Annotated in this window: 18 protein-coding genes, 3 pseudogenes and 1 riboswitch; of the genes and pseudogenes, 14 read left to right on the top strand and 7 right to left on the bottom strand. The window is 70.8% G+C overall.

Features of this window, described 5'->3' with window-relative positions:
• Positions 1-118: 118 nt before the first annotated feature.
• A complete protein-coding gene (locus ACNPQM_RS09400) occupies positions 119-475 on the bottom strand; it encodes a YciI family protein (protein WP_418083641.1) in 357 nt (118 codons plus the stop codon).
• A gap of 283 nt (positions 476-758) precedes the next feature.
• On the opposite strand from ACNPQM_RS09400, the gene ACNPQM_RS09405 reads away from it, so the two are divergent.
• The 3 genes from ACNPQM_RS09405 to ACNPQM_RS09415 all read left to right on the top strand — a co-directional run bounded on the left by ACNPQM_RS09405 (position 759) and on the right by ACNPQM_RS09415 (position 3,046).
• On the top strand, positions 759-1,643 hold the full coding sequence (locus ACNPQM_RS09405) for an ABC transporter substrate-binding protein (protein ID WP_418083642.1): 885 nt from the start codon (positions 759-761) through the stop codon (positions 1,641-1,643).
• Positions 1,644-1,727: 84 nt separating this feature from the next.
• Positions 1,728-2,609 carry a hypothetical protein gene (locus tag ACNPQM_RS09410; protein WP_418083643.1) on the top strand — a complete coding sequence of 294 codons (882 nt, stop codon included), beginning with the start codon at positions 1,728-1,730 and terminating at the stop codon, positions 2,607-2,609.
• A gap of 182 nt (positions 2,610-2,791) precedes the next feature.
• Complete coding sequence (locus tag ACNPQM_RS09415) at positions 2,792-3,046, top strand: type B 50S ribosomal protein L31 (RefSeq protein WP_358860090.1); 255 nt, start codon at positions 2,792-2,794, stop codon at positions 3,044-3,046.
• Between the two features lie 310 nt (positions 3,047-3,356).
• On the opposite strand, the gene ACNPQM_RS09420 is transcribed toward ACNPQM_RS09415, so the two are convergent.
• The 3 genes and pseudogenes from ACNPQM_RS09420 to ACNPQM_RS09430 form a co-directional block, all read right to left on the bottom strand.
• Positions 3,357-4,148: a class I SAM-dependent methyltransferase gene (locus tag ACNPQM_RS09420; protein WP_418083645.1), complete on the bottom strand. Its 792-nt coding sequence runs from the start codon at positions 4,146-4,148 to the stop codon at positions 3,357-3,359.
• 93 nt (positions 4,149-4,241) lie between these two features.
• Positions 4,242-4,481, bottom strand: coding sequence for a transposase (locus ACNPQM_RS09425; protein WP_418083646.1), 240 nt, complete (start codon positions 4,479-4,481; stop codon positions 4,242-4,244).
• A gap of 53 nt (positions 4,482-4,534) precedes the next feature.
• Positions 4,535-4,978: pseudogene (locus ACNPQM_RS09430) on the bottom strand (transposase); the annotation flags it as partial.
• Positions 4,979-5,086: 108 nt separating this feature from the next.
• Between ACNPQM_RS09430 and ACNPQM_RS09435 the strand changes: the two are divergent.
• Complete coding sequence (locus ACNPQM_RS09435) at positions 5,087-6,040, top strand: carbohydrate kinase family protein (protein WP_418083647.1); 954 nt, start codon at positions 5,087-5,089, stop codon at positions 6,038-6,040.
• Between the two features lie 68 nt (positions 6,041-6,108).
• Here the strand turns inward: ACNPQM_RS09435 and ACNPQM_RS09440 are convergent, their stop codons facing one another.
• On the bottom strand, positions 6,109-7,410 hold the full coding sequence (locus tag ACNPQM_RS09440) for a hypothetical protein (protein ID WP_418083648.1): 1,302 nt from the start codon (positions 7,408-7,410) through the stop codon (positions 6,109-6,111).
• Between the two features lie 367 nt (positions 7,411-7,777).
• Between ACNPQM_RS09440 and ACNPQM_RS09445 the strand changes: the two genes are divergently transcribed.
• From ACNPQM_RS09445 to ACNPQM_RS09475, 7 genes and pseudogenes are all read left to right on the top strand, one after another.
• The gene (locus ACNPQM_RS09445; RefSeq protein WP_418083649.1) at positions 7,778-9,007 is read left to right on the top strand and encodes a beta-ketoacyl-[acyl-carrier-protein] synthase family protein; all 1,230 of its coding nucleotides are present in this window, start codon (positions 7,778-7,780) and stop codon (positions 9,005-9,007) included.
• Between the two features lie 71 nt (positions 9,008-9,078).
• Positions 9,079-11,114 (top strand): annotated as a pseudogene (locus ACNPQM_RS09450) (acyl-CoA dehydrogenase).
• A 115-nt stretch (positions 11,115-11,229) separates the two neighbouring features.
• Positions 11,230-11,490: an acyl carrier protein gene (locus ACNPQM_RS09455; RefSeq protein WP_358860222.1), complete on the top strand. Its 261-nt coding sequence runs from the start codon at positions 11,230-11,232 to the stop codon at positions 11,488-11,490.
• Entirely contained in the window at positions 11,487-12,710 is a 1,224-nt protein-coding gene (locus ACNPQM_RS09460; protein WP_418083650.1) for a beta-ketoacyl-[acyl-carrier-protein] synthase family protein, read from the top strand. The genes ACNPQM_RS09455 and ACNPQM_RS09460 overlap by 4 nt, the downstream gene beginning before the upstream one ends.
• 72 nt (positions 12,711-12,782) lie before the next feature.
• A riboswitch (cobalamin riboswitch) is annotated at positions 12,783-12,971 on the top strand.
• 62 nt (positions 12,972-13,033) lie between these two features.
• The gene (locus ACNPQM_RS09465; protein WP_418083652.1) at positions 13,034-14,074 is read left to right on the top strand and encodes an ABC transporter substrate-binding protein; all 1,041 of its coding nucleotides are present in this window, start codon (positions 13,034-13,036) and stop codon (positions 14,072-14,074) included.
• Entirely contained in the window at positions 14,071-15,165 is a 1,095-nt protein-coding gene (locus ACNPQM_RS09470; protein ID WP_418083653.1) for a FecCD family ABC transporter permease, read from the top strand. The genes ACNPQM_RS09465 and ACNPQM_RS09470 overlap by 4 nt, the downstream gene beginning before the upstream one ends.
• Complete coding sequence (locus ACNPQM_RS09475; RefSeq protein ID WP_358860224.1) at positions 15,162-15,956, top strand: ABC transporter ATP-binding protein; 795 nt, start codon at positions 15,162-15,164, stop codon at positions 15,954-15,956. The genes ACNPQM_RS09470 and ACNPQM_RS09475 overlap by 4 nt, the downstream gene beginning before the upstream one ends.
• Positions 15,957-16,059: 103 nt before the next feature.
• Here the strand turns inward: ACNPQM_RS09475 and ACNPQM_RS09480 are convergent.
• Positions 16,060-16,380, bottom strand: a pseudogene (locus ACNPQM_RS09480) (PRC-barrel domain-containing protein); the annotation flags it as partial.
• Positions 16,381-17,157: 777 nt separating this feature from the next.
• Here ACNPQM_RS09480 and ACNPQM_RS09485 point away from each other — a divergent pair.
• From ACNPQM_RS09485 to ACNPQM_RS09495, 3 genes are all read left to right on the top strand, one after another.
• Complete coding sequence (locus ACNPQM_RS09485; protein WP_418083744.1) at positions 17,158-18,393, top strand: cytochrome P450 family protein; 1,236 nt, start codon at positions 17,158-17,160, stop codon at positions 18,391-18,393.
• A gap of 161 nt (positions 18,394-18,554) precedes the next feature.
• Positions 18,555-19,280 (top strand): adenosylcobinamide amidohydrolase, encoded by a 726-nt coding sequence (locus ACNPQM_RS09490; protein WP_358860225.1) that lies wholly within the window; start codon positions 18,555-18,557, stop codon positions 19,278-19,280.
• Between the two features lie 41 nt (positions 19,281-19,321).
• Entirely contained in the window at positions 19,322-20,230 is a 909-nt protein-coding gene (locus tag ACNPQM_RS09495; RefSeq protein WP_418083654.1) for an NAD(P)-dependent oxidoreductase, read from the top strand.
• Between the two features lie 222 nt (positions 20,231-20,452).
• Here the strand turns inward: ACNPQM_RS09495 and ACNPQM_RS09500 are convergent, their stop codons facing one another.
• Positions 20,453-21,334, bottom strand: coding sequence for an RNA polymerase sigma factor SigF (locus ACNPQM_RS09500; RefSeq protein WP_418083655.1), 882 nt, complete (start codon positions 21,332-21,334; stop codon positions 20,453-20,455).
• Between the last annotated feature and the right edge of the window lie 249 nt (positions 21,335-21,583).

The following is a 21,583-nucleotide window of genomic DNA, read 5'->3' on the forward strand; positions in this document are numbered from 1 at the left end:
ACGGGTACCGCCGCCGAGCGGCCGTACTCCTCGCGGAAGAGACGCTCGATGTCCGCGGTGAGTACGGCCGCGCGCCGGTGGGACGGGGCGGCCCGGCGGCGCCGGGAGTCGTCGGCCATCAGCTCTCGACTTCACCCTCGAACGGCCGGACCTCGATGGGCAAGGTGGTCGCCCGCGCGGCCTTGCGGCCCCAGTCGAGGGCGGCATCCCGATCGGGCGCCTTGATGATGCACAGCCCGCCGAGGTACTCCTTCCCCTCGGCGTACGGGCCGTCGGTGAGCTGTGTGTCGCCGTCCGTCGCCCGCACCACGGTGGCCGTGCTCGGGGCGTTCAGTCCTCCGGCGAACACCCAGGCCCCGGCCTCCCGGAGCTCCTGGTGGAAGACCTCCACGTTCCGCATGATCCCTTCCAGCACCTCGGGGGCGGGCATCTCGCCCCCGGTCGGCGTGATCACGCTGAGCAGGTAGTGCTGCATGGTGTTCCTCCTGGGGTGCGGCGTCGGCACCGTGCCGGCGTCTCACCCTCTATACGAACGGCTCCTGCCCGGATCGACCCGCAGCACAGTCGTGTCCCGAAGAATTTTCTGCCGGTGTTCGAGCAGGGGGGACCCCGCCCCCGGACGTCTGACGCCTTGCGATCGGCCGACAGTGGGTACGGGACCGGCGCCCCGCCGAGGGATGCCCCGGCAAGGACCTGGGCAGGTAGTGGTGTACGAGCCGGACCGGGGCCGGGCAGTCGGGAGCAGAAGGGTGTGCGATGTGAGCGAGCGGACCGAGTGGCAGTTCTCCGACGACCGTGGACAACTGTCGAGTGCCGGGCGGCGCCCGTCGCGTGTGCTCGCCTATGTCCAGGCCGGAGCCACGCTGTGGGACCACGGGATACGTCCGAGCGGGATCTTCGGATCGGACCACGACGGCGAGTCGCCCGACCGGGCCAAAACCGGGTCGCTGCCGCTCACGGAGGTCGACTATCTCGGTGCGGGCAGCGTCCTGGACGTGGACACCCTCCTGCGGGGCGAGCCGGACCTCGTGGTGGCCGTCAGCTACGGGGGAGGGCATGTCTACGGGCTGGCCCCGGAGACCGCCAAGCACTTGGAGGAGCACGTTCCGGTCGTTGTCATCGACGTGGGCCAGGCACGCACCCTCGCCGACATCGGTGACCGGTTCGCCGAGCTGGCCCGCTCGCTCGGGGCCGAGGAGGGAGGGGCGTCGGCGACGCAGGACCTGGAAGCAGCCCGGGAGCGGCTGCGTGGTCTCGCCGCCGGTCCGTCCCGGCCCCGGGTCCTCGCCCTGTCACCGGCGGGGCAGGACCGGGCGCATCTCGCGCGTCCCCGCATGTGGCCGGAGCTGCGCGTACTGGCGGAACTGGGCGTCGACGTCCTTGAACCGGCCGCCGGACCCGGCGCCAACTGGTCCACGGTCGGCTGGGCGGAGGCGGTGGCCCTCCGTCCCAGGATCCTGCTCACCGACATCCGGTCCAATGCCACACCCCTGGACCGGCTCCGGTCGAATGCTGACTGGTCGGCGCTGGAGCGGGCGGCCGAGGTGGTGCCGTGGAATCCGGAACCGGTCTGCAGTCCCCGGGCCCGTGCATGGTTTCTGACGCTGGTGGCCCACGCGGTGGAGGCGGCGCAGGGCCGGTAACGCGCACGGGAACCGTCACACCGCCCGGCGCGTCCGACGGGCAAGCGGCAAGCGGCAAGGGCCGAGGGTAGACAGGGGCGGGGCATGAACAGAGGCAGGGCGGGCGGAACGGTCGCGGTGATCCTCGTGACCGCGCTGACGGCGTCGGCGTGCGGCGGGGGTGCCTCCGAGGATCTTGTGGCCGAGGGGAGCCCACCGGCCGCGCCCTACAGCGGCCCGCTCGACGTACCGCATCCGAACGTCGAAGCCGACACCCTGCGGGCGATGAAGACGAAATCGGGGGCCGCCGGCCGTGCTCTGGAGTGCGCGGGGGACATCTACTCCGGCAGCGGCAGTGAAACCTGGAGCAAGGGCGACGGCGGGGCGACGCCCGAGGAAGGGCTGAAGCTGTACTTCGAGATCGAGCAGTCCGATCTGCCGCAGTACGGCTATCGCGTGGAACGCGAGGAGGCGGACCGGGTCCTGTACTCGTTCGACGTGGACCGCAGGACGAAGATCGCCGTTGTCGTCGCCAAGGACCGCAAGGAGCGCCCGGGCTGGGGTCCGGAGACCGCCGCCTCGTGCGACCCGGCGGAGCTGCCGTCGAGCTACACGGACAAGCAGCCGTACCGGGTCTGGACCGACAAGGACGGCCACCGGGTCCCTGTGTCCGAGCTGAACAGCTGGGCCGGCGAGGCGCACTGCGACTGGCAGGAGGCGAACTTCCTTGAATGGGGCACGGGTTCGGGGGAGGCACCGGCCGACCGGAAGGTCTACGCGCGTGACCCGAAGGGCGTACTCCCGTCCGGCATGCTCACCTCGGCGTACGACGGGGACGTGACGATGCCCGCCGGTGCGCGGTCCACGGGCTACCACCTGGACGACTGGGAACTGTGGCTGACGGACGACCTGTCCAGGGCCTATGTCCGCACCTCGGACGGGGTGGAGGCGTGGCCCGCCATGAAGCAGCACATGGGATGCCGGTGACCTGTCCGGCGTGCCGGCGCACCATGGCGGATCCGAGGGCCGGCCCTGGTGCGCCGGACGGGCCCCGCACGGCGCCGGGGCCCGCCACCGCCCCCCGTACGGACCGTCTGCGATCGCGCCCACCGGCTTCGTTCGCGAGGCTGGGCTGAGCCGAGCCCGTACGAACGTCCCCAGGAGCAGGCATGCAGCAGGACAAGCACCCTTCCTACCATCCCGTCGTCTTCCGCGACCGCTCCGCGGGCTACGCCTTCCTGACCCGGTCCACAGCGTCCAGCGAGCAGACCATCCAGTGGGACGACGGGGAGACCTATCCCGTCATCGACGTGGAGATCTCCGCCGAGAGCCACCCCTTCTTCACCGGCAAGGCCCGGGTCGTCGACACCGAGGGGCAGGTCGCCAAGTTCGAGCGCCGTTACGGGGAGGGAGAGCGCCCGTAAGCCCGCTGACCGCGCACTGCCCCCAAGTCTGCCGCCGCACCCTGGGCGCGGCGGAAGACTTCTGACTGAAGCGCCTGTTCCCCGTGAGGACTTCGCACCTTCACCCGGAACTTCAACCCGTTCGCCCCCGGGCAGGCCGTGGCGACCCTGACCCCCCCCCAGGCGATCTTCGAGCCGATGTTCGCTACAACCTGGCCAAGGGCAAGGCAACGCCATGGCGGCTCAGCGAAGTTAGTGGGGGGTCGGGCTGGCACAGCGCTCCACTTGGCCATTCGGAGACACGGCCGTCTCGGCCGGCCCCACGGCTGGGTCAGCCCCGCTTGACCGCCCGCGTCGCAAAATAGTGCGACATGTATTGAGCGGATGCGTTGGATTGGTGCGGCGCTTCCGCGAAGCCGGTGAGGACGAACCCCGCGGCGAGTTGCCCGCCGATCTGGTCGGTGAGGGTGTGGCTGTATTCAAGAGGGGCATCCGCGCCGAACTTCGTGGCGCGTTCCTCGGCGGAGTACTGCGTGACATCGCTGTAGGGCAGCTTGTGCACGACGATCAGCTCGCCGCGCTCGTCGAGGGCCTCGTGGTCGAACAAGTACACATCAGGGTTGAGGAAGCCCACGAGTAGAGTTCCGCCCGGTCGCAGGACGCGGAAGCACTCACGCCACACCGGTGCCAAGTCTGGTACGAATAGGTTAGAGACCGGATGGAATACGACGTCGAATGTTGCGTCGCCGAAGGCGCTGAGGTCGCGCATGTCGCCCAGGACGGTGCGCAGCTCGAGTCCGTCGCGCGCCGCCACCATCTGGTCCTGGCCGAGCTGGCGGGGCGAGTTGTCGAATACGGTGACCCGCGCCCCTGCGGCGGCGAGGATCGGACCCTGCTGGCCACCGCCGGAGGCCAGGCACAACACGTCCTTGCCGGTCAGGTCCGTCGGCAGCCAGGAGCGGTCGACTGGCTCACGCCCGATGAGAACAATCGACCAGTCGCCCATGCGGGCGCGCTCGACATCCTCAGCACTCACCGGCCTCGACCACTCGTTGCCCTCTTGGACACACTTGTCCCAGGCTGCCCGATTGTGGGCAACGGGGTCGACAACAATGTCCTGCACGTTTAACTCCCTGCTACAGCCAAGCGGACACCTGCGGTACTGACAGTTCGGTGCCGCTAGCCAACACGATTGCAGGGTGCGGGCTCAACGAATTTAGCGGGCATCGAGGTGTCCACGGGCTCGACGGGTGGTCGCGCAGTGGGTGCGTGAGCGCTGGTTGCCGGGGTTGCGGAAGCCGTAGGCGTCGCGGGCGATGGTCTTGATGACCCGGTTGGTGCCTTCGGAGCCGGCGTTGGTGATCCCGGTGTGCAGGAACGCAAGGATCTCTGGCCACCATGTCTCGACGGTTGTGGCCAGGCGCTGCAGTTCGGGAAGTTCGGCGCATCGGCGCATCGGCGGTAGAAACGGTACAGCAGATCGCGGACCTGTTCCCGGTCCGGGCGGGTCCGGGCGGTGGCAAGCAGGTCCAGGAGGTCTTCCTTGGCGTTCCACGCGACGGTGATCGGCGCGCCGATCACCCTGGGCAGGTTGGACGGCTCGTCGAGGAGAGCGTCGACGTGCTCGCCGCGCATCCGGGCGGCGGAGCGGGTGAGCCGGTTGCGCAGGTCCCACTCGCGGTTGCCCTTGCGGCCGCGCCGGCCGCGGTGGGTCACGGTGACCCGGCGGCGGACCTCGGTGAGGGTCTGGTTCGCCAGCTGCACCAGGTGGAAGTGGTCCACGACCAGGGTGGCCTGCGTCAGGACCCGGCGGATCACCGACTTGAAGATCGTGCACATGTCGATCGCGACGTACTGGACCGCGTCGCGCCAGGCTTGGTCGCGGTCGGCCAGCCGGAAGCGACCGCGCCAACCTGGCGTTCGTGAACGGCGAGGCGTCGGTCTTCCGGCCATCGACGTGACCGACACCCGCCATGCGCGGGGCAGGATCGGACTCAATGTGTTCGGTGGCCGCGTCTACCAGGACACGTACGTACGCGCACTCGAGGAGAGATCCCACCCATGCCCGAAACGGCCGACACCCTAGGCTCACCCGGCTTTCTGGTCATCGGCGAATGCGTCGCCGACATCGTCCGGTTGCCGGGCGAGTACGACCGCGTCCACCCCGGCGGCAGCCCGGCCAACGTCGCGTACGGACTCGCCAGACTCGGCCGGCCCAGCACCCTGCTCACCCAGCTCGGCCCGGATGCCGAGGGCCGGCTGATCGCGGCCCATCTGGCGTCCGCCGGAGTCGTGGTGCGTACCGACGGCTCCACCGGGCCCACCCCGTCCGCCTCGGTGGCGCTGGACGCGGCCGGCCAGGCCGCGTACACCTTCGCCATCACGTGGACGCTCTCCTTGGTGGAACCGGAGCGGCCGCCGCACCATGTGCACACCGGCTCGATCGCGACGGTCATGGAACCCGGCGCTGCCACCGTCCTCGCCACCTTGGAGTCACTGCGTGGCGCGGCGACCGTCAGCTACGACCCCAATGTGCGGGCGGCCCTGATGGGCGACCACGACGCAGCCGTCCGCCAGGTGGAGCGCTGTGTCGCACTGAGTGATGTGGTCAAGGCCAGCGACGAGGATCTGGCGTGGCTGTACCCGGGGCAGTCCCCGGAGTCCGTCGCCGCGCGCTGGCTCGGCACGGGCGGCCCCGCCCTTGTCCTGGTCACCCGAGGGGCGGACGGCGCGCTTGCTTTCACTCCGGGCGCGCGGGCCACGGTCGACGCGCCCCGTGCCAAGGTCGTGGACACGGTGGGGGCGGGCGACGCGTTCATGTCGGGCACGCTGCATGCTCTCGCCGCGCACGGGCTGCTCGGCGCCGCAGGACGGGACGGACTGCGCGCCGTCGATCCGGAGACCGTCACCGATGTGCTGCACCACGCGGCTGTCTCCGCGGCGCTCACCGTCGCACGCGCCGGTGCCAACCCGCCCGACCAACGGGAGCTGCGTGCCGCGCTGACCCGCGTCTGAGCACGGCCGTGCCACCGCCCGCCCGACGGAGCTTCGTCGAGCGGCCGGTGGCACAGCGGGGCCTGCGGTCACGCGTGCGGTTCCGGGAGCATGTGCGGTGTGCTGTCGTCGTCGAGGAACTCCACGACCGCCAGGGCGAACAGCGCCGCCAGGGCGATCCACACCGTGACGAGCCCCGTCGGCCGGTCCCACACGATCAGGACCGCCGCGGCGACCACGACGACCGTCCAGTTGAGCCACTGCTTCGCCCGGTGCACCCAGACGCCGACCGGACCGCCGGTGATCCCGGCCGCGTCGCGCACGGCGCCGATGCCGCCGTTCCACATGGACTTGACCCGGGTGGCGGCGCGGCCTTCGCCGGAGAGCCAGGCGGCGAGCGCCACCACCGTGCCGAGCGTGACCACGAGCCCGACCACGGCGCGCAGCTGGACGACCAGGGCATCGAAGACGGAACCGGCCGCCGGCTGCGACACCGAGTCCGGAAGACTGTCCAGGTAGAACGCGCGGAACACCCACACCGCCAGGCCCAGCACCGCACCGCCCACCGCGATCGCGAGGGCCGCCGTGACCAGCGCACGGCGTCGGCGCACCGCGAGCAGCACCCCGCCCGCGGCGAGTACCAGGGTCACCACCGGAAGCCAGAACCCGGCCAGTTGCAGCAGCCGGAACCCCTTCTTGGCCTTGCCGATCGCATCGGACGTCAGCACGGTGAAGTCGGTGTGGATCTCCGGGATCTTCGCGGCGATCGTCAGCCCGTGATCGACCAGGAGCTGCTTCACCCGGTCGATCACCGGGGCGAGATCGATGACAACCGTGTCGTTGGTCAGCTTCACGGCTCCGCCCCCACTGCCGGTCAGCGCCTTGACGGCCGCCGCGTGGGCGCCGCGGTTGAGGGCGACCCACAGCTTCTCGAAGGCGTCCGAGGCCACGAACTTCTCCACGGTCCCGTGCACGAAGTTCGTCAGGCCAGTGGTCAGCGGGCCGCTCAGCCGTCCCAGCGCCCTGTCGAGGGCCGGCCGGTCCGCCGGGGCCACCTCGGCGAGCAGCGCGTGGACATCCAGATGTGTCATCACGGCATCGGTCACCCGGTTCGCCAGCGCTGCCTGCACGTCGGGGTCCGACGCCAGCGGTTTCATCATCGCCACATAGCGGTCGGTGTCGCCGACATCGTTCTTGGCCCAGACGGCGACGGCGCTCAGCGGCGTGAGGACGGCGGCGACGAGGATCAGCAGCACGGCGAAGACCGAGCGGATGTGGGGCCGGGACCGCACGGGCGTGCGCGCCTCCAGCTGCGTCACCCGCGCGCGCAGTGAGTCCAGTTCGTCGTTGACTGAGTGAGGCTGTGACTCGTCGTGGTCCGCTGATGCCATGACCCCAGGGGATGCCCTGCGCGCCGGGGCAGCACGGCGAGTTGCTCCGTACAGGTGAGCCAGGGGCGCGTGGCGGGCGTGAGCCGTTCGTGCTCGCGGGCTCCGCGCGCCCCCGTTCGGCCCAGTGAGCGCATCCTCACCGGGGTGACGGCCGTTCGCCAGCCGGTGGGTCTGATCGGTTGCGGGGGCCGGAGCGGCGAGTGCCGAGGGGATACCCACTCGACGGCGGCGCGCAACCGGATACGGGGGCGGGTACAGGGCAGCGGAATCACCGCCTTCGGGCGCGGTCCAGCCTGGGCTTCCGCCGTACTTCGCCGGCCAGGAACCCGCACGGACCACGCACAGTGCGCGACGGAAGGAATGGCACATGACACAGGCTGACACCGGGGTCGCGGTGACGGGAGTGGGGCTGGTGACCCCCGCGGGCGCCGATGAACACGCCTTCTGGGCGGGGCTCTGCGCGGGACACTCCGTGGCGCGGCGCTGTGACGAACTGGCAGGCCTGTCGGTCGACTTCGCCTGCACCGTCGACGGACTCGACCTGGACGCGGCGGTGGGCGGGCGCTCGACGTGGCGGATGGCACGGTTTGTGAAACTGGCCCTGATTGCCGCCCGGCAGGCCGTCGCGGACGCCGGACTCTCCCCGGCTGACTGGGACGGGAGCAGGGTCGGCGTGGTGCTCGGCGTCGGTGTGGGCGGTGTCTCCGTCCTCGTCGACAACCTTCGCAAGCTCGACGGCGCAGGACCTGAGGCTGTCTCCCCGCTGCTGGTGCCGATGATGATCCCGAACGCGGCGGCCGGGGAGCTCGCCATCGCGCTGAGCGCCCAGGGGCCCAGCCTGGCGCCCGGCACCGCCTGCGCGTCCGGGGCGACCGCGATCGCCGTCGCCCGTGACCTGCTGACGAGGGGCCGATGCGATGTCGTCGTGGCGGGAGGTGCGGAGTCCGCGCTGACCCCGCTCGTGGTGGCGGCCTTCGCGAAGATGGGGGCGCTCTCCACCCGTACCGGCGATCCGACGGGAGCGTCGCGACCGTTCGCCACGGACCGGGACGGGTTCGTCATCGGGGAGGGTGCCGCCGTGCTCGTGCTGGAGCGGACCGCTGACGCGTGCGCCCGCGGCGGACATCCGCGCGCGCTCCTGACCGGCGTGGGTTCCAGTACGGATGCCCACCACCCCACTGCCCCGACACCCGACGGGCGCGGTGCGCAGCGGGCGGTGGAGGCGGCGCTGCACGAGGCGGGCTGGGCGCCCCGCGAAGTCGACCACATCAACGCGCACGGCACATCCACTCCGTTGAACGACGCGATGGAGACCGCGCTCATCTCCCGGCTTTTCCCGCACCGGCCCTCGGTCACTGCTCCCAAGGGCGTGGTCGGACACACCCTTGCCGCCTCCGGGGCGATCGAGGCGGTGGCGACCGTACTGACCCTGGAGCAGGGCATCGTGCCGCCGATCGCCAATCTGGATGCGTTGCCGGACGGGTTCGCGCTCGACTGCGTGACCAAGGAGCCCCGCCGGCAGTCCGTCGAGCGCGCCGTCAGCCACTCCTTCGGCTTCGGCGGACACAACGTTGCTCTCGCCTTCCAGCGCGTCTGACCGGACCGCTCGCAGGTCCCGGTGGGAGCGGCGAGGTGTGTCCTCGCCGGTCCTTCATCGTTCTCCTGTTCATGACCGCAACGATCGACAGCACCACAGTCCACGGCACTGCCGACCTGTTGAGAGGCGTCCTCTTCGGCGTCAACTTCCTTCAGGAGCACGGGTTCTGGCGTCGGCTGATCTCCACGGAACCGTTCCGCCGCCCGGCCGTCCGCAGTGCCGACGAGCGCCTGGCCCTGACGTACGAACGGCTGAGGGTCCTCAACAGCGCGCTCGACAGCGCAGCAGGGCCCGCCGCCGACCCCCGCGCCCTCGCCGCCCTGCACGAGTGGCTCGGCCCGGTCGATCCGGCGCTCACCACCGTTGCGGGCATCCACTACAACCTCTTCCTCGGCAGCCTCCTCGACCACGCCGGCGACAACCGCCGTGATCTGTCGGACTTCCTCCGGCTGCGGCGCATCGGCACGTTCCTCTGTACGGAGGTGGCGCACGGCAATGACGCGGTGGCCATGGAGACCACGGCGACGTACGACCGCGCACGCGACGGGTTTGTACTGCACACCCCGCACGCCGGGGCACAGAAGTTCATGCCCAACACCAGTCCGGCCGGCGGACCCAAGGCCGGACTGGTTGCGGCGCGCCTGCTCGCCGACGGCGCCGACCACGGCGTCTTTCTCTTCCTGGTGCCGCTCACCGACGACACGCACGCTCTCCCGGGGGTACGCGTCCGCAGGCTGCCGGCGCGCCTGGGCAGCCCCGTCGACCACTGTCTGACCTCCTTCGACCGGGTCTTCGTGGGGCGTGACGCACTGCTCGGCGGTGAGCACGGACGGATCGGCGACGACGGGGAGTTCAGCAGCGTTCTGCCCAACCGCAGGCGTCGCTTCCTCACCTCGATCGCACGCGTCACGGTCGGCAAGATTTCCATGAGCGCCTGCGCGGTCGGCTCCGCGCGCGCGACGCTCGCCGTCGCCGTGCGCTACGGGAGCCATCGGCACATCGCCGGGCCGCGCGCCACGGAACGGGTGCGGGTGATCGCCCACCGCAGCCATCACGGCCCGCTCGCCGAGGCCATGGCCATGGTGTTCGCGATGAGCCTGCTGCACCGCAGGGCCCTCGACCGCTGGGAGGAACAGCTCGGGACCGGTACGGAGACGGGACGGGCCGAGGCGGAGCGGCTGGTCGCCGTCACGAAGGGGTGGATCACCTGGCAGGCCCGTGCCGTTGTCGTCGAGTGCCGCGAACGATGCGGAGCACAGGCGCTGTTGGAGAACAACGGCATGACCGAGCTGATCACCGGCGTGGAGGCGGTGATCACCGCCGAGGGCGACAACCTGGCCATCCACGCCAAGGCCGCCGCAGAAATGCTCTTCGTCACCTCACCGTCCGTGGACGGCGGCACCTCGGACCGGGCGACCGGAGAGCTCGCCGACCCCCGGTTCCTGGGGTGGCTGCATGCGCAGGTGGAGGCCATCTGGTTCGCCCGCGCCAGGGAGCGGATGAGCAGTGCACCGCACAGTGATCCGCTGGCGCGGTGGAACGCGGCGTCCGGGCCCGCCCTGCGGGGCGTCGAGGCGCACGCCCGCCGACAGGCGGCCGAGGCGTACGCAGAGGCGGTCGCCGAACTGCCCGCAGGCCCTGGCCGCGAGAGGCTGGCCGAACTGGAGCGGCTGTTCGCTCTCCAGTGGGTCGCCCGCAACAGCGGCGATCTGCTCGCCGCCGGCCATCTGACCGCCGATCAGGTCAATGCCCTGCCGGACGCCGTCGAGCAGCTCGTCGCCGCCGTCGCCGGGCATCTGCCCACCCTGATCGAATCCTTCGCGCTGCCGGACGAGGTGCTCGCGGACTGGCCCATCGCCGGCGCGAACTATGCCGATGCGTACGACGATCCGGAGGCGTCGTGGCACGCCGCCACCGGGGCGCAGGGGGAGCGGTGAAGGCTTCGGACGAGCGAACCGCCGGACAGCTGTGCAGGGTACGGGACGCGGTCGGGGCCCTCGGAATCCGGGCCGTTCTGCTGGCGTACTGGGGCACCAGATCCGTCCTTTCCCGGCGCTGTGCGAATCCACGGTTGATCGTTGGCGAATCGGTTCGCCGCAAGGCGTAACCGGCAGATCGGGAGTCAGTTACTTCGGCATCGGGACCGTGCGTTCCACCGTCCCGGGAACAGGCAGAACCTGCCTGAAATGCGCGACCTGCACGACCTAGCGAAGAGGAAGATCATGAGCGCGATTCACCCCCAGATCACCGACGTTCTCACGAACACCTTCAAGGTGCCGGCCGCCGAGATCCTTCCGGGTTCCACGATGGACAGCCTGGAGATGGACTCCCTCGCCGTCGCCGAGTTCGCCGTCATCATCAAGGAGACGCTGGGGGTCGAGGCCGACTCCGGCAAGCTCTACAAGGACGCCACCCTCGCCGACATCACGACGTTCATCGATGCCGTGGTGAGCGGCGACCCCGCGATGAGCAACGCCCGATGAACAGGCCTGCCGTTGCCGTCACCGGCCTGGGGATGATCACCCCGGTCGGCAACGACACCGACACCACCTGGGACGGGGTGTGCGCCGGGGTCTCACCGGCCCGCACCGTCCCCGAGCTCGAAGGCTGCGCGATCGACTTCGCGTGTACGGTCTCCGGTTTCGATCTGGACGACGCGGTCGGCGGCCGTGCGGCCTTCCGGATGGGGAGGTACGTCAAATTCGCCGTCCTCGCCGCGCGGGAAGCGGTCGCGGACGCCGGACTGGACCCGGCCGACTGGGACGGCAGCCGGGTCGCCGTGGTCGTCGGCACCAGCAGCGGAGGATCCGCGGGCCTGACCGAACAGGCCGTCGCCCTCGACCGGCGCGGGCCGGGGGCCACCTCGCCGGCGGGGATCCTCCTCACCATTCCGAACATGCCCGCGGCGGAGATCGCCATCCGGATGGGGGCGACCGGTCCCAGTCTGGCGCCGTGCACCGCCTGTTCCTCCGGGGTCACCGCGCTCTCCGTCGCCCGGGACCTGCTGGTCACCGGGCAGTGCGACCTCGCCATCGCCGGAGCCACCGAGTCGATCGTCTTCCCGGTCGCCATGACCGGATTCGCGCGGTCCGGTGCCGCCGCTACGAGGGACGGCGACCCGGGCCGCCTCTCCCGGCCGTTCGCGGCAGATCGTGCCGGCCTGGTCATGGGCGAGGGCGCCGCCGTCATGGTGCTGGAACGGGCGGATGACGCACGGGCCCGGGCAGCGGTCCCGCGGGCGCTGCTCGCCGGGACAGGCGCCACCACCGACGCCCACCATCCCACCAGTCCGCACCCGTCCGGCGCTGTCGCCCGCGCCGCGGTCGAGGCCGCGCTGCGCGACGCGGACTGGGCGGCCGCGGACGTCGAACACGTCAACGCGCACGGCACGTCGACACCGCTGGGCGACGCCATCGAAGCCGCTCTCATCAGCCGGGCCTACCCGCACCGGCCACCCGTCACCGCCCCCAAGGGGGTACTGGGCCACTGCATGGGGGCTGCCGGAGCCATCGAGGCGGGGCTGACGATCCTCACGCTGCAGCGCGGGGTCGTACCGCCGATCGCCAACCTGGACGCCCCGGCGCCCGAATTCGACATGGACTGCGTCACCCAACAGCCCCGCCACCGGCCCGTCCGGCGCGCCGTGAGCCACTCCTTCGGGTTCGGCGGCCACAACGCCGTGGTCGCTCTCCAGCGCCCGTAGGCAGGGGCGGAGCGGGCCCGGACGCCTCCGGCCCCACCGCGCCGCACCGCCGACGAGCACCGCGGGGCAGCGTGATAGCTTGCCAAAGCCAGTCAAACTCCACCTAGGAGTCAGGGAATCCGGTGCGAATCCGGAGCTGACGCGCAGCGGTGAGGGGGACGGGCGGGGCCACGGCCACTGGGACATCCACGGTTGTCCTGGGAAGGCGTCCCGTCCGAAGGAACCCGAGTCCGAAGACCTGCTGGCACCTGTCGCCCGGTACCGGGCGACAGTACTCCGTACAGTGGGCCCCGCGCATGGGCCCTGAGACGCAGAGGGACTCCGTGTCGTCCATAGCCAGCCCCGCCCGCGCCGCCGCCCTGCTCTCGGCGGCACTCCTCCTGCTGACCGCGTGCGGCGGAGGGACCGACAACCCCGCGGCCAAGTCAGCCGGCGGTGAAGGCTATCCGGTGACGCTCAGGAACTGTGGCCGCACCGTCACCGTCGAAGCCCCACCGCACCACGCCGTCTCCGTCGACCAGGGATCGACGGAGATCCTGCTCTCCCTCGGCCTCGCCGACCGGCTGGCGGCCACAGCCACCTGGACCGACCCGGTGATGAAGGGGCTGGAGAAGACCAACGCGAAGGTGCCACGCCTCTCGGAGAACCGGCCGTCGTCGGAGAAGGTCCTCGACCAGGAGCCCGACTTCGTCAGCGCCTCGTTCGAATCGACCCTCGCCAAGGGCGGCGTCGCCCCCCGCGAACAGTTCGAGGAGCTCGGTGTCCCCACCTACGTGTCGCCCGCGGACTGCACCGGCAAGGACAACAGCGGCAGCGGCGACGGAGCGCGTACCGAAGCACTGACCATGGACAGCGTCTACGATGAAGTGCGCGACCTGGCCGCCGTGTTCGGCGTTCAGCAGCGCGGCGACGAGCTCGTCGCCCGGCTGCGGGAGCGGGTGAAGAAGGCCACCGACGGCATCGACGCCTCCCACGCCACTCTCCTCTACTGGTTCTCCGACTCCAAGGCCCCGTATCTGGCGGGCTGCTGCGGCGCACCCGGCGTCATCACCAGGGAGCTCGGAGCGAAGAACGTCTTCGACGACACCCATGAGGAATGGCCGCAGATCAGCTGGGAGACCGTTGCCGACCGCAACCCCGACGTCCTGGTCATCGGCGATCTGACGCGCAGGGCACAGACCGCCGAGAGCGCCGCGAAGAAGATCGAGTTCCTGGAGTCCAGTCCCGCGACGAAGAACATGGACGCCGTCAAGCACAAGCGGTACGTGCTGCTCAGCGGCCAGGCCATGAACCCGTCCATCCGGACGGTCGAGGGTCTGGAACAGGTCGCCGCCGGGCTGCGGACGTTCGGGCTCGCCGGGTGACGGACACCGAACGGGTCGCAGCGGTACGCACGGACCAGGCACCCGGAACCGATGCGCACCGCAGGGCCGGTGGCGCACGAGGGCTGCGCGACGGTGTGCTGTGGGCCGCGGGCGTCGCCCTGCTCACGCTGTCCGTCGCCGTCGCCGTCACCATCGGCCCCGCCCGGATCTCCGTCGCCGACGTCTGGTCCGCGGTGGCCGCCCATCTCGGGGTGGGCGACTCGCGGCTCACCCCTATCCGGGACGGCATCATCTGGAACCTGCGCATGCCCCGTACCCTGCTCGCCGCAGTGTGCGGCGCCGGACTCGCGGTGTGCGGCACGGTCATGCAGTCCCTGCTCCGCAATCCGCTCGCCGATCCGTTCGTCCTCGGCGTCTCCTCCGGGGCGTCGACGGGTGCCGTCGTGGTCGTCGTCCTCGGGGTGGGCGGGGGCGCGGTGTCGATCTCGACCGGGGCGTTCATCGGGGCCCTCTGCTCGTTCGCCCTGGTGCTGCTGCTCAGTCACACCCTCGGCGGTACGACGGACCGAGTCGTCCTCTCCGGCGTCGCGGCCATGCAGCTGTTCTCCGCGCTGACCTCCTTCGTGGTGATGACCTCGGCCGACGCCGAGCAGACCCGAGGCGTGCTGTTCTGGTTGCTCGGCTCGCTCAGCGGCGTCGGCTGGACCGATGTGTGGGTCTGTTTCCCCGTGCTCGTCGTGACCCTGCTGATCTCTCTGGGCCACGCCCGAACGCTCGACGCCTTCGCCTTCGGTCAGGACGCGGCCGCCGCCCTGGGAGTCGATGTCGGCCGTACCCGGATCGTGCTGCTCTGCACGACCGCGCTGCTGACCGCCGCGCTCGTCAGCTCGGCGGGTGCCATCGGCTTCGTCGGGCTGGTGCTGCCACATGCCGCCCGGGCGCTCACCGGCTCCGGACACCGGCGGCTGCTACCGGTCACCGCGCTGGCCGGGGCGGTGTTCCTCGTCTGGGTCGACACACTCGCCCGGACCGTCCTCGATCCGCAGGAGGTGCCGGTGGGCGTCGTCACCGCCCTCATCGGCGTTCCCGCGTTCGTTCTGGTCCTCTACCGCACCCGGAGGACCACATGACATCCATCGGTACCGCCGCAGGCCTGCGTGCCCAGCGGGTCTCCCGGGAGGCGGGCGGCCGTCTCGTCCTCGACGGGGTCTCCCTCGTCCCTCCGCCCGGCGCGACCGTCGGACTCCTCGGCCCCAACGGGTCGGGCAAGTCCACGCTGCTGCGGGTGCTCGCGGGGGTCCTTGCACCGGCGGCGGGCGTGGTGACGCTCGACGGCGAACCGCTCGCCGCGATCGGCCGGCGCACCGTCGCGCAGCGGGTCGCCGTGGTCGACCAGCATGCCGACACCCAGGTCGAACTGCGCGTCCGGGACGTCGTGGGGCTCGGCCGCATTCCGCACCGCCGCGCCTGGTCGGCCCCCAGCCGTGCGGACGAAGACGCGGTACGTGAGGCACTGGAACGCACTGGGCTCGCCGAACGCAGCGACCAGGCCTGGCACACGCTCTCCGGGGGCGAGCGCCAGCGTGTCCAGATCGCCCGCGCACTGGCGCAGCAGCCGCGTGAACTGCTGCTGGACGAGCCGACGAACCATCTCGACATCCAGCACCAGCTGGAACTGTTGTCCCTGGTCTGCTCGCTGCCCGTCACCGGCGTCATCGCCCTGCACGACCTCAATCTGGCCGCGATGTTCTGCGACCGGATCGTCGTCATGAAGGAGGGGCGGGTGGTGGCCGCCGGCACCCCGGCGGACGTCATCACCGAGGAACTCATCTCGGATGTGTACCGGGTACGGTCGGTGGTCACCCAGGACGGCCCGGACGGGCGGCCCTCGGTGCGGTTTCTGCCCGGACGGGCCCAGTAGCCGGACATACGGAAGCAGCGGCGGAACCCGGCACGGTGCGGGCCCCTGGCCTGTCCGCTCCCCGGAGCCGTGCCTGCCCGGCCGCCGGGACCGGACGGACTCACCTGGCGAGGCCGTAGTGTCGGTAGAGCTCCTCCTCCTCGGAGACGGAGAGATGGGCATCCGCGTCCACCCTCGGGGCACCTTTCACACGGTCCTTCGGATGGGGAATGTGCAGATCGGAGCCCACCCGGCGAGCGCCGTCCAGGGGCACGAAATTCTCCTTCATACCGAACAGGCCGGTCTTCACCGTGATCCAGTCCGGTCTGCCGGTCGCGTCGTCGAGATACACCCGCCCCACGGTGCCGACCTTCTCGCCTTTGGGGTCGTACACCGTCAGGCCGTCGAGCTCCTTGGCATCCGTGAAACCGTCAGCGGCTCCCATGACCGGTTCCTCCTCGCCCGGGCGCGTGTCCTGTGGGCAGCTCCACCAAGGAAGGCACGTCCGGCTTCCATCGCGCCTCACCCGGATGGGCGATGCAACTTCCCGGCCCGGAACGATGGCCCCTCGCATCCGGGTCGGCAGCATGCGATGCCAGTGGCGGGACACAGCCCGGCGTTGGACCGTTCGAGTGAGATCGTGACGGCGTGGAGGCGTACGCGGGATTGCGGACCGGCACCCCGGGCGGTCCGGCCGAACGGCGCTCCGGCCGCACCGGTCTCCGCGTCACGGGCATGCCACCGTTTCGGCAAGCATGAGAACGCGCCCATCCGCCCCATTCTGCCCGCCGGCGCAACTCCTCCGGAGGAACCCCCTGTGCTCTACGGGCCCCCGAACTTTTCACCTTCGCCGCTCCGTGACGCCGGGTACCGCGCCGGATGTCGGACGCCGGATCCCGAGCGTGGCGTGCGGTTCTCCTCCAGCTGCAGCAGCCCCGCCCAACTCGGTTACAGAAGACCTGCCTTCGAGGAGGACTGCGGAACGTTCTGCGCGCGTTCGGTCCCGACGGACGGTTCGACGAACTGATCCGTACGGAGTTCGCCATCGCCGCGCGGCGCCGCTGGCCTGCTACCACCCCACCGCGCTGTCGCACTTCGTATCCGTCGCGTCCGCCGTAGGATCTGCACCCTGACCCGGCCGCCGCCGGTCCGGAGCCGAAGACCTTACAGGAGAGGCCCGTTGAACACGCCGCCGATAAGTGAGCAGGCCGCCGCGCACCGCATGGACCCGGCCGGAGGGTGCCCGCACGCCGACAACGCGCGGCTGCTCGCCCGGGGCGCCGTGGCGTCCGTCGTGCTCCCCGGGGAGGTGCCGGGGATGGCGGTGCTCGGGCACGACGCGCTCAAGGAGTTCCTCGCCCACCCCGATGTCGCCAAGGGCACAGCCCATTTCGCCGCGCTGGCCGAAGGACTGATCCCCGACGGCTGGCCACTGCGGACCTTCGCCACTGTGCAGGGCATGACCACCGCCGACGACGAGGACCACCGGCGGCTGCGCTCGCTGGTCAGCAAGGCGTTCACCGCACGGCGGGTCGAACAGCTCCGGCCGCGCATCGAAGTCCTCACCGCCGAACTGCTCGACCGGGTCGATGCCATGGCCGCCGAGGGGGACGGGACGGTCGACCTGCGCGCGGAGTTCGCGCTGCCGTTGCCGCTGGGGGTCATCTGCGAGCTCCTCGGGGTGGACGAGCGGCACCAGGACCGACTGCACCATCTGTCGAACCAGATCGTCTCCACCGACATCGGCCCCGCGGAGGCCATGGCCGCCAACCGGGAGCTGGTGGAACTGCTGAGCACCGTTGCCGCCGCCCGGGCCGAGCAGCCGGGCGACGACCTGATCAGCGCGCTGATCTCGGCCCGCGAGGAGGGCGGTGACCGGCTCAGCCAGCAGGAACTCATCGGCACCCTGCTGCTGATGATCATCGCCGGTCACGAGACCACGCTGAACCTGATCGCCAACGCCGTGCGCGCCCTGTGTACCCACCGGGACCAGCTCGGCCTGGTCACCTCGGGCCGGGCGGGGTGGCCGGACGTGGTGGAGGAGACACTGCGCTGGGACAGCCCGGTCAGCTACTTCCCGTTCCGCTACCCGACCCGCGACCTGACCCTCGACGGGACCGTCATCCCGAAGGGCACCCCCGTACTCGCCGGATACTCGGCCGCCGGACGCGATACCACGGTGCACGGCCCGGACGCCGACCGCTTCGACGTCACTCGGCCGGCCAGGACGTCGGCGGCGCGTCACCTCTCCCTCGGGCACGGGCCGCACTACTGCCTGGGAGCGCCGCTCGCCCGGATGGAGGCGACGATCGCGCTGGAACAGCTGTTCCGCCGCTTCCCGGAACTCGAGGTGACCGTCCCCGACACGGAGCTGCCCCGCCACGCCAGCTTCGTCGGCAATGGCGTGCGCACCCTGCGGGTGCGGCTCCGGCCCGACACGGATTCCGTCGCGGGCTGAGGCCCGGCACCGCATCGCGCGGCGCACCGCCGCCCGGCCCGCCCTACGGGCGGACGACGCTCCTTTTGAAACACGCCCGCAGTCGGCGCGCTCGTGGCGATGCTCATCGGCCGCATCCCGCCGAGCTTCATCCGCACGGAGCGGTGCCGCCCCTGCCGCATATGATCGACGGACCGTTTCCGACTGTCGTCCTGCCGTGCCATCGGGGGTGCACCATCCAATCCGTACGCGTCCGCCCACCCGGACAACGGGGCGAGCTGCTGAGTCGGCAGGAGGACGGTCTCGCCCTGCACCACCTCGTCTGGCGGCTCGGACCCGGCTGGCGGGTGTGCAGCAGCGCCGTACTCGGCGGCGGCATCGGGATGCGCGAGTGGATCCTCAACGCCCAGGTGCCCGGCGGTTATCCGCGCCTCGATCCCGACCGGCACCTCGCCGAGATCGCCGCCGCCGAAGCGCTCACTGGTCCCGGCGTCGGACTGATGACCGCGGCCGATGTCACCGCGTACGCCGTCGCCGACGACGAGGGTGTGACCGCCACCGCCACCAGCGGTCTGGGTGTACGGGGCTGGGCCGCCGACCCGGCCGCGGGACACGCTGGGCCGCTGCCGCCGGGCACGGTGAATATCGTCGTGACCGTCCCCGTGGCCCTTTCCGACGCCGCTCTGGTCAATGCCGTTGCGACCGCCACCGAGGCGAAGGTCCAGGCACTCCTGGACGCCGGACTCGACTGCTCCGGTACCCCCACCGACGCGGTGTGCATAGCCTCACCGGAGCCTGCACCCGGCGCGGCCGGGGAACCGTTCGCGGGCCCGCGCTCGACGTGGGGATCACGACTCGCCCGAGCCGTGCACACCGCCGTACGGGAGGGCGCACTGCGGCACCCTTGACCTCGAACCGCCCACGCGCCGACGAAGGGACTCCTGCTCTCATGACGTCCACCCCTGCCAACTCCATCCCCGAGCGGCCGACCGTGGCCGTCCTCGGCACCGGGATCATGGGATCCGGGATGACCCGGAGCCTGCTCCGCGCCGGACTCGACGTCCGTGCCTGGAACCGTACGCAGGCCAAGGCGGCCCCCCTCGCCGCCGACGGTGCCACGGTCACCGAAACGGCGGAGGAAGCCGTGCGGGGCGCCGACGTCATCCTGACGATGCTGAACGACGGACTCTCCGTGGCCGCCGCGCTCACTGCCGCGGCGCCCGGGGTGCAACGCGGGCAGGTCCTGCTGCAGAGTTCCACCGTCGGGATCGATGCCACCACCGAACTCGCCCAGAGGGCGGCGGACTTGGGTCTCGTCTATCTCGACGCCCCGGTTGCGGGTACCAAGCAGCCCGCGGAACAGGGTGCGTTGACGGTCTTCGTCTCCGGTCCGTCCGCCGTCCGCCCGTCGGTGAACCCCGTGCTGAACGCGATCGGACAGCGCACGGTCTGGGTCGGCGAAACACCGGGCGCCGCCTCGCGGCTCAAGCTCGTGGTCAACACCTGGGTGATCAACATGGTGAGCAGCATCGCCGAGTGCCTGAACCTCGCGGAGGGGCTGGGCATCGACCCGCAGTCGTTCCTCGACGTGATGAAGGGCGGCCCGCTGGATTCCGCGTATCTCCAGGGCAAGTCCGCCGCGGTCCTCTCCGGCGACCTCACCCCGAGCTTCACCCTGTCCACCGCGCTCAAGGACACCCGCCTCATCCTTGCCGCCGCCGAACAGACCGGGGTGACGCTGGATCTCGTCGCCGCGTCGGAGAACCGGTTCACGCGTGCGGAGGAGGCGGGACACGGCGGCGAGGACATGATCGCCACCTACTACGCGGGCCGCCCCGCGGAGAAGGACGACGACTGACCGTCCCGGGTCGCGACGGGCGCCCTGGCCTTGCGCTCCGTGGCCCCGGCGCCCGCCGGGCGCATGGTGCGCGCGGCGATCAGCCCAGACCCCGTCGACCTTGCGGAACGTGTCCTAAGGCGGGTTTCGAAAGTCCCGCCTGCCAGACGGCGTCTGGCACGCCCTGATGCCCACATCGGTGGGCAGGGCAACGGCGGACCCTCGCCCCTCCCTCGTCGTCGCTCACTCCTCGACGAACATGCCGTTGCGGAGCCTTTGCAGGATCCGGCTGAGCAGCCGCGACACATGCATCTGGGAGATGCCGAGTTCCGCACCGATCTGCGCCTGCGTCATCTCCTGACCGAAGCGCATATCGATGATGCGACGTTCGCGCGCGTCGAGTTGGCCCAGCAGCGGGGCGAGGGTGTGCAGGTTCTCGACCGTTTCCATGCCGGGGTCCGGGGAGCCGAGGGCGTCGACGAGCGTGCGCCCCGGCGGGTTGGGCCGTCCCGCGACCACTGGATTGGACGGCATGTCCAGCGATCCTGCGGTGTACCCGTTGGCGGCGACGATGCCTTCGGTGACCTCGTCCTCGCCTATCCCGAGCTGCTCGGCGAGCTCCGACACGGTGGGGTCCCGGTCGAACTCCGCGGCCAGTGAGTCCTTGGCCTTGGCGATGTCTGCCCGCAACTCCTGCATCCGTCGCGGCACATGGACTGCCCAGCTCGTGTCGCGGAAGAACCGCTTGATCTCCCCGACGATGTACGGCACCGCGAAGGAGGTGAACTCCACCTCGCGGGACAGGTCGAACCGGTCGATGGCCTTGATCAGCCCGATCGTGCCGACCTGGACGATGTCCTCCATGTCGTCGCCGCCGCGGTTCCGGAACCGGCCCGCGGCGAACCGGACGAGCGAGAGGTTCATCTCGATGAGCGTGTTACGAGCGTACTGATGGGCGGGGGTGCCCTCATCGAGAAGCCGGAGGCGGTCGAAGAACAGCCGCGACAGGACCCGCGCATCCTGCGGGGCGACCTTCCCCGCATCCTCGATCCACGGAAGTTCGCCCGTGTAGCCGGTCATGTCCGGGGCGTCTGCCCCGGTCGTCCGCTCTCTGTGCGCCGTCATCTCGTCACGCTCCCCTGGTCGTAGGCCATGAGATGTGTGCGCCTGCCCCCGGCAGGGGCGCCCATGCGTGAAAGAGCGAGTCGATCCGGCCAGTCGGCGTGAATGGCCGGGAATGTTCGTGATCCGGCGTCACAACCGTGCAGGTGAGAGGCGCGGGAGAGGACAGAACCGCCCCACCGGTACGGGGGAGCCCGGTGGGGCGGTCACTATCAGACTGCCACATGAGTCGGTCGAATGCGGCGCGACCGG

Origin of the sequence: Streptomyces sp. NPDC056231 (assembly GCF_048270745.1) — a bacterium.
Taxonomy (GTDB): domain Bacteria; phylum Actinomycetota; class Actinomycetes; order Streptomycetales; family Streptomycetaceae; genus Streptomyces.

Excerpts from the sequence above, each read along its gene's own strand:
- ACNPQM_RS09410 (WP_418083643.1), top strand. The coding sequence starts at position 1,728 with ATGAACAGAGGCAGGGCGGGCGGAACGGTCGCGGTGATCCTCGTGACC.
- ACNPQM_RS09495 (WP_418083654.1), top strand. The coding sequence starts at position 19,322 with ATGACGTCCACCCCTGCCAACTCCATCCCCGAGCGGCCGACCGTGGCC.
- ACNPQM_RS09440 (WP_418083648.1), bottom strand. The coding sequence starts at position 7,410 with ATGGCATCAGCGGACCACGACGAGTCACAGCCTCACTCAGTCAACGAC.
- ACNPQM_RS09485 (WP_418083744.1), top strand. The coding sequence starts at position 17,158 with ATGGACCCGGCCGGAGGGTGCCCGCACGCCGACAACGCGCGGCTGCTC.
- ACNPQM_RS09455 (WP_358860222.1), top strand. The coding sequence starts at position 11,230 with ATGAGCGCGATTCACCCCCAGATCACCGACGTTCTCACGAACACCTTC.
- ACNPQM_RS09425 (WP_418083646.1), bottom strand. The coding sequence starts at position 4,481 with ATGCGCCGATGCGCCGAACTTCCCGAACTGCAGCGCCTGGCCACAACC.
- ACNPQM_RS09490 (WP_358860225.1), top strand. The coding sequence starts at position 18,555 with ATGATCGACGGACCGTTTCCGACTGTCGTCCTGCCGTGCCATCGGGGG.
- ACNPQM_RS09400 (WP_418083641.1), bottom strand. The coding sequence starts at position 475 with ATGCAGCACTACCTGCTCAGCGTGATCACGCCGACCGGGGGCGAGATG.
- ACNPQM_RS09435 (WP_418083647.1), top strand. The coding sequence starts at position 5,087 with ATGCCCGAAACGGCCGACACCCTAGGCTCACCCGGCTTTCTGGTCATC.
- ACNPQM_RS09475 (WP_358860224.1), top strand. The coding sequence starts at position 15,162 with ATGACATCCATCGGTACCGCCGCAGGCCTGCGTGCCCAGCGGGTCTCC.
- ACNPQM_RS09415 (WP_358860090.1), top strand. The coding sequence starts at position 2,792 with ATGCAGCAGGACAAGCACCCTTCCTACCATCCCGTCGTCTTCCGCGAC.
- ACNPQM_RS09500 (WP_418083655.1), bottom strand. The coding sequence starts at position 21,334 with ATGACGGCGCACAGAGAGCGGACGACCGGGGCAGACGCCCCGGACATG.
- ACNPQM_RS09460 (WP_418083650.1), top strand. The coding sequence starts at position 11,487 with ATGAACAGGCCTGCCGTTGCCGTCACCGGCCTGGGGATGATCACCCCG.
- ACNPQM_RS09445 (WP_418083649.1), top strand. The coding sequence starts at position 7,778 with ATGACACAGGCTGACACCGGGGTCGCGGTGACGGGAGTGGGGCTGGTG.